Source organism: Dolichospermum sp. UHCC 0260 (genome assembly GCF_009711985.1).
GTDB lineage: Bacteria > Cyanobacteriota > Cyanobacteriia > Cyanobacteriales > Nostocaceae > Dolichospermum > Dolichospermum lemmermannii.
Window position 1 is genome coordinate 1 of record NZ_VIKZ01000096.1, and the last position, 5537, is coordinate 5537.

6 protein-coding genes and 1 tRNA gene are annotated in these 5537 nt (G+C 36.7%); all 7 read left to right on the forward strand.

The window, feature by feature from the left end:
* Positions 1-279 precede the first annotated feature (279 nt).
* Positions 280-552, forward strand: coding sequence for a hypothetical protein (locus FJR08_RS22245; protein ID WP_015081084.1), 273 nt, complete (start codon positions 280-282; stop codon positions 550-552).
* A 14-nt stretch (positions 553-566) separates the two neighbouring features.
* Positions 567-1235 (forward strand): ABC transporter ATP-binding protein, encoded by a 669-nt coding sequence (locus FJR08_RS22250; RefSeq protein ID WP_148766179.1) that lies wholly within the window; start codon positions 567-569, stop codon positions 1233-1235.
* A gap of 481 nt (positions 1236-1716) precedes the next feature.
* Entirely contained in the window at positions 1717-2265 is a 549-nt protein-coding gene (locus FJR08_RS22255; protein ID WP_015081086.1) for an NYN domain-containing protein, read from the forward strand.
* Positions 2266-2424: 159 nt separating this feature from the next.
* Positions 2425-2496 (forward strand) — tRNA-Asn (locus FJR08_RS22260).
* Between the two features lie 154 nt (positions 2497-2650).
* The gene (locus FJR08_RS22265) at positions 2651-4735 is read left to right on the forward strand and encodes a TonB-dependent siderophore receptor (protein WP_148766181.1); all 2085 of its coding nucleotides are present in this window, start codon (positions 2651-2653) and stop codon (positions 4733-4735) included.
* A 387-nt stretch (positions 4736-5122) separates the two neighbouring features.
* Positions 5123-5260 carry a hypothetical protein gene (locus FJR08_RS22270; protein WP_168634615.1) on the forward strand — a complete coding sequence of 46 codons (138 nt, stop codon included), beginning with the start codon at positions 5123-5125 and terminating at the stop codon, positions 5258-5260.
* Positions 5261-5387: 127 nt separating this feature from the next.
* Positions 5388-5537 (forward strand): SDR family NAD(P)-dependent oxidoreductase (locus tag FJR08_RS22275; RefSeq protein ID WP_168634616.1); only part of this gene is annotated, 150 nt, incomplete at its 3' end.

Here is a 5537-nt window from a genome sequence, read left to right on the forward strand (position 1 = left end):
GAGAGCAAATCTCCAAAATGTTTTATAATTACGGATTTTATGCGTTTATAGATGGCGAATATGAGCCGCCTACACAAAATTAACCAGATTGTCAATCTAGTTTACAATTTTTTACGCTTTCTATCATAATAGGTGAAAATCTCTAATTTTGCCAGTGGACGAGAAAAAAAATTTTATTTGAGAATTGGAAGGTAGGAAAGTAGGGAAAAATTTCTTAGCAACTGACAACTGACTAATGACGCTAGAATGGGTTTTAAAGTGAAAATTCATTAATTCTAAATGTTTACCATTGACTTAAGCATCAGAAATACTGCTTTCCCTATATCAGTACAACGCAAGTCTACTGAAGATGCCGAAGCTGTTTATCAGCTAATTTTGGCAGCCATGCGCTCTGGTAATCCTGATCTTGTGGAACTCAAGTGCGAAGGCAAAACAGAGAAAAAAATTGCTGTTCGTGCTAGTGAAATTTCGGGAGTCCAGATTATCCAAAAAGATAGTGCAGCTACTAGCAGTGGTAGAGCGCCTGGCTTTGCTGCTTTTAGTGCTGAGTAACCCAAGGTGTAAACATGACAGCAGTGGGCATTGAAGTTAATAATTTAAACTTCTTTTGGCCTAATGGGGAGCAAGTGATCAAATCTTGCTCTCTTCAAGTACCTAAAGGTGAGTTTTGGATGCTTTTGGGGACCAATGGCAGTGGTAAATCTACGCTTCTGAGATTAATAGCGGGTTTACTAGCTCCTCAATCTGGGGAAGTTATGGTTTCACCTCCTGTTGGTTTTGTGTTCCAAAATCCTGATCATCAATTGGTCATGCCAACGGTTGGTGCAGATGTGGCTTTTGGCTTGGTGGCGGAAAAGTTACAACCTGCTATGGTGAAGGCTAGGGTTGAGGAAGCTTTAGGGGCAGTAAATTTATTGTCTCTACAGCGACGACCTATTTACGCCCTTTCTGGGGGACAAAAACAACGGGTGGCTATTGCTGGAGCGATCGCTCGTCACTGTGATGTTTTATTATTAGATGAACCCACTGCTTTACTAGATCCAGATAGTCAACTCGATTTAGTAGCTAGTGTGCGTAATTTAGTTAAAAGTCGCGGGATTACGGCTTTGTGGGTAACTCATCGGTTAGAAGAGTTAAATTACTGTGATGGTGCTTTTTTATTGGAAAAAGGTGGTTTAGTTGATTCCGGTGCGGCAGAACGGCTCAAACAGCGATTAATTCAAGTACACCATTAGGTTTAGTAGGAGTCACCGAGTCAGGAGTCAGGAGTCAGGAGTCAGGAGTCAGGAGTCAGGAGTCAGGAGTCAGGAGTCAGGAGTCAGGAGTCAGGAGTCAGAAAAAAGAAGAAGAAAGAAGAAGAAAGAAAAAAGAAGAAGAAAGAAGGAAGAAGAAAAAAGAAGAAGAAGTAAAAGCCCTAATTTTGAGAAATTTTTGACCAGATGCCAGAATACAGGATGCTGTATAGGTATCTGGTTTTTTACTATAGCGAAATATAAAATTTTGCAGATTGGGAAAAAATATTTTTTTAGAGAAAACAACTTCAGGAAGCCTGATTTTTAGGGGTATTTCCGGAATTATGGCTTCTATCTTAGGGTCTATTTTTGATTGAAAGAAGCATTTTTTATTTTTTGTAACATGGGGTTACAAGCAATGCTTCATTTAATATAAGTCTTATGAATGATTTTTGTTAACTCTAGATAATTGTGATTAAAAACCATGTCTCGTTCCATAGTCCCGGCCGTTCTCTTAGTAGACGGTTACAATATTATAGGCGCTTGGCCTTGCTTGATAAAAACCCGTGATTATGCCGGACTTGAGGCTGCACGGGGTGAGTTGGTGGAAGCAATGACTAATTATAGTGCTTTCCAAGGTTATGACACTCAGGTGGTGTTTGATGCTCAATATCAAAACACTCCTAGCAACAGAGAAACTATTACAGATTTTTTAACAGTACATTATACGGATTTTGGCCAGACCGCAGACACATATATCGAAAAAACCTGTGCGTCTCTCCGTCACCAAATAGCCCAATCTTTACTTTCTCGCATGATTGTCGCTACATCAGATCGGGCGCAGCAGTTAACAGTTCAAGGGTATGGTGCGGAATGGTTGTCAGCGCATCAGCTATGCGGTGAAGTGGAAACTACTGTTTGTCGGATGCGCCATAGGTATCAGTCACAGAAACAACCTAAAAGTAGATTTCTGATGAATGGAATTGATGCTAAAGCCAGACAAAGACTAACGGAATTACGCATGGGATTATAGATTTTATAATTGATAAATCTCTGAATGTCGCTGCTGGAAAGGGTTTGGGGTCTTAAAAGTGAGAGGTTTCAGCAGCAACCAAAAAAAATTTAAAAAATTTTGCCAAAACCACTTGCATTAATTTGGATTTCGGTTTATTATAGCTAAAGTTAAGAGCGTTCCTCAGTAGCTCAGTGGTAGAGCGATCGACTGTTAATCGATTGGTCGCTGGTTCGAATCCGGCCTGGGGAGTTTAAATAAATAAAGCATGAGGCAGAAAATAATCAGCTTCATGCTTTGTTTTTTGTCTGCAAACAAATATGACAGCTTGTCTTTTGACATTGTTGCTATTAATACGAGAAAATCATAATCAGTAATTGTTGTTACCGGGTGTGAGTTCAGAAATATGAATAAGAGTTGTTTTTTTCTGCCAGTTTCTTTACTAAGTTTACTGGTAGTTGTTCCTGTCGTGGCTGCTGATAATCAAAATAATGAAAATGCAGTAAATTCAGATATTCCTAGTTTAAATGAAATCGAATTACCCACCACAAATGCTGAATTATTAACTCAACAACCAGCAGTAAATGAAGTTAAACAAGAACCTACACCAGAACCAGATTTAAATCCTACAAATGATCCGGATATATCTATAGAAACCATTGGCGAAAAAGATATTCTTCCCGAATCTACTCCTACTTATGTAATTGAAAAAGCAGAACTTCAAAAACAGGGTGCAACTAGCGTTGCTGATGTTTTAAAAAAAATGCCCGGTTTTGCTATCAATGATGTTGGACATGGTGCAGATATTCACACAGGTACATACTATCGAGGAGCTTCAATTAATCAGTCTGTATTTCTGATTAATGGCAGACCAATTAATAGTAATATCAATACATATCATGGTGGAACAGATTTAAATAGTATTCCTGTAGAGGCTATTGAAAGAGTTGAATTATATAGCGGTACCGCTGCTTCCTTATATGGTTCTTCAGCCTTTGGCGGAGTTGTCAATATCATTACTAAAGAAGGTTATGGTAAACCTAAATTAACTGGTAGTGCAGAATTTGGCTCATTAAATTTAAATAATCAACAGGTAACTTATGGGGGTTCAACGAATAAAGTTAAATACAACTTTAGCTTTGAAAGATTTTTTATAGATAACCGTTATCTTGTTCCTGTTGGTGCAGCAAATCGTGATACCCAGGGATATTTATTTAATGCTGATACAGCTACAAGCACTTATTTTGGTAGTGTCGGAATAGATTTAGATCCTAAAAACTCTTTGAATTTAGATGTAACTACACTCAGTAGTCGTCGGGGGTTAATTTATTTCGGTTTCCCTTTACAAAAAGACCGATTAGATCATGATGGTTTAAATCTTGGCTTATCTTGGAAAACTCGACTTGGTAAGGAAGAAAATTCTAATTTAACAACTACATTGGGTTATAACCGAGACTATTTTAGCACTTATGGACCAACTGGGGCAACATTTTACAGAACCGGAATTTTAGATACTCAACAATTCAAAACTCGGATAGATCATGAATGGAAAATTACTCCAAATAATCAATTACGATGGGGGTTGGATTTAAAAAATACTGATTTAATTGGTGATGTTATTAGTACAAATCCTGCCCTAATTTCTAAAAACGAAAAAGAAGATAGAAGTGTTTTAAATACGGCTTTATTTGCTGTGAATACTTGGAAAATTAGCGATACTTTCCAAACTGATTTAGGAGTAAGACAAAACTTTGATAGCCAATTTGGGAATTATTTTCATCCTAGTTTTGGTTTAAGTTATGCTGTTAATCCAGCTATTGCATTGCGTGGAAGTTGGGCAGGGGCGCAACGCAATCCTGGGTTGGATCAATTATATGTTTTTGATACGGTTCATAATTGGAATCCTAACCCAGATTTAAAACCAGAAATTGGTTCTACTTGGACTGCGGGAATAGATATGAGATTGTCGGAAAAATTGTTAGGAAAATTTACTTATTTTGGGAATAGTTTAGATAATCGTTTGGGCGTAATTAATGGTAAATGGCAAAATATTGGTTTAGTTGATACTAATGGTTTAGAAGCTGCATTGCAATTAAAAATTGCCCGTGAGTGGTCAACTTTTCTCAACTACACTTATACAGATGCTCAAATCAAAACTGGCACTGAAAAAGGATTACAGTTAGGGTTAATTCCCTACTCTTTGCTGCAAACTGGAATTGGTTATCAAAACAATGGGTGGCAAGGCAATTTATATGCTACTTATAATAGTGGTTCTCGTCGTTCTATTTTTAGTAGAAATCTACCGGGAGAAAGAAGTACAGATTTTGCACCGTCTTTCTTTAATTTAGATTTTAGTGGCCGGATTCCTGTCAGTAAAAATTTGGGACTAACTTTTTACCTAGAAAATATTCTGGGTGAACAATATGAACGAGTTAATCGGATTTATAGCCCTGGTTTTACTTTCCGTGTGGGTTTAAATTCTAGTTTATAATTAGTATGTTTGGGTTGAAAATTAGCCACTGAGTTTTTCGCTTACCAAGTGTTCCTATAAAAACAAAAACCCCAGAAGTAAAACTTCTGAGGTATAAAGAGTTTTAGGAACGATTGAGAACAATAGCAATCTTGTGATCAGTTGGAGTAGGCAATCTTTAGACTGATCACAAGCTGGCTTTGTCAGCATCTCAAACTAAGAACCTAAAAGCCCACAGGTCAACTACTTAAATACTCTAGCAGGGGTCTTTTTATCACAGTAGCCAAGTTGGCGTTTTTTTAAATAATTTATTTCATGCTTCATGTGGTATTAACGATTACCTAATTTAAATTTCTATTACTAATAATTAAATAACATCTATCAAAAGGTAGATATTACAAAAGGGGTATGACTAACCTGACGTTATCAGAAGAATTCCGCACTTCTGAAAATACTTGTTTAAGGGTTGAAGGAGCGACAATAGACACTACCACATTTATAGAAACTAAAATTTCGGTAGCTATCAAAGTTAGGAAAAAAGAGTGAATCCAGAAATACAGATTTTTTTATTTGAGAGTAATATTGTTAATTGCAATGGGATAAAGGTCATTTTCAATACTGTTCATCTAAGAACATTTTTGCTTTATTAAATCTAAATTAACCATTGTATTAAATGGAAAACCATCATAAATATCGACAAAAAACTGCGCTGATTACAGGATCAGCACATGGAATTGGCTACCAATTAGCTTATGTTTTTGCTAGTCATAGTTACAATCTGGTTTTAGTAGATAAAGATCAAGAAAAACTTGCGGTAATTGCT

Bases quoted from the DNA above. Each gene is read 5' to 3' on its own strand.
- FJR08_RS22265 (WP_148766181.1), top strand. From the start codon at position 2,651: ATGAATAAGAGTTGTTTTTTTCTGCCAGTTTCTTTACTAAGTTTACTG.
- FJR08_RS22270 (WP_168634615.1), top strand. From the start codon at position 5,123: ATGACTAACCTGACGTTATCAGAAGAATTCCGCACTTCTGAAAATACT.
- FJR08_RS22255 (WP_015081086.1), top strand. From the start codon at position 1,717: ATGTCTCGTTCCATAGTCCCGGCCGTTCTCTTAGTAGACGGTTACAAT.
- FJR08_RS22250 (WP_148766179.1), top strand. From the start codon at position 567: ATGACAGCAGTGGGCATTGAAGTTAATAATTTAAACTTCTTTTGGCCT.
- FJR08_RS22245 (WP_015081084.1), top strand. From the start codon at position 280: ATGTTTACCATTGACTTAAGCATCAGAAATACTGCTTTCCCTATATCA.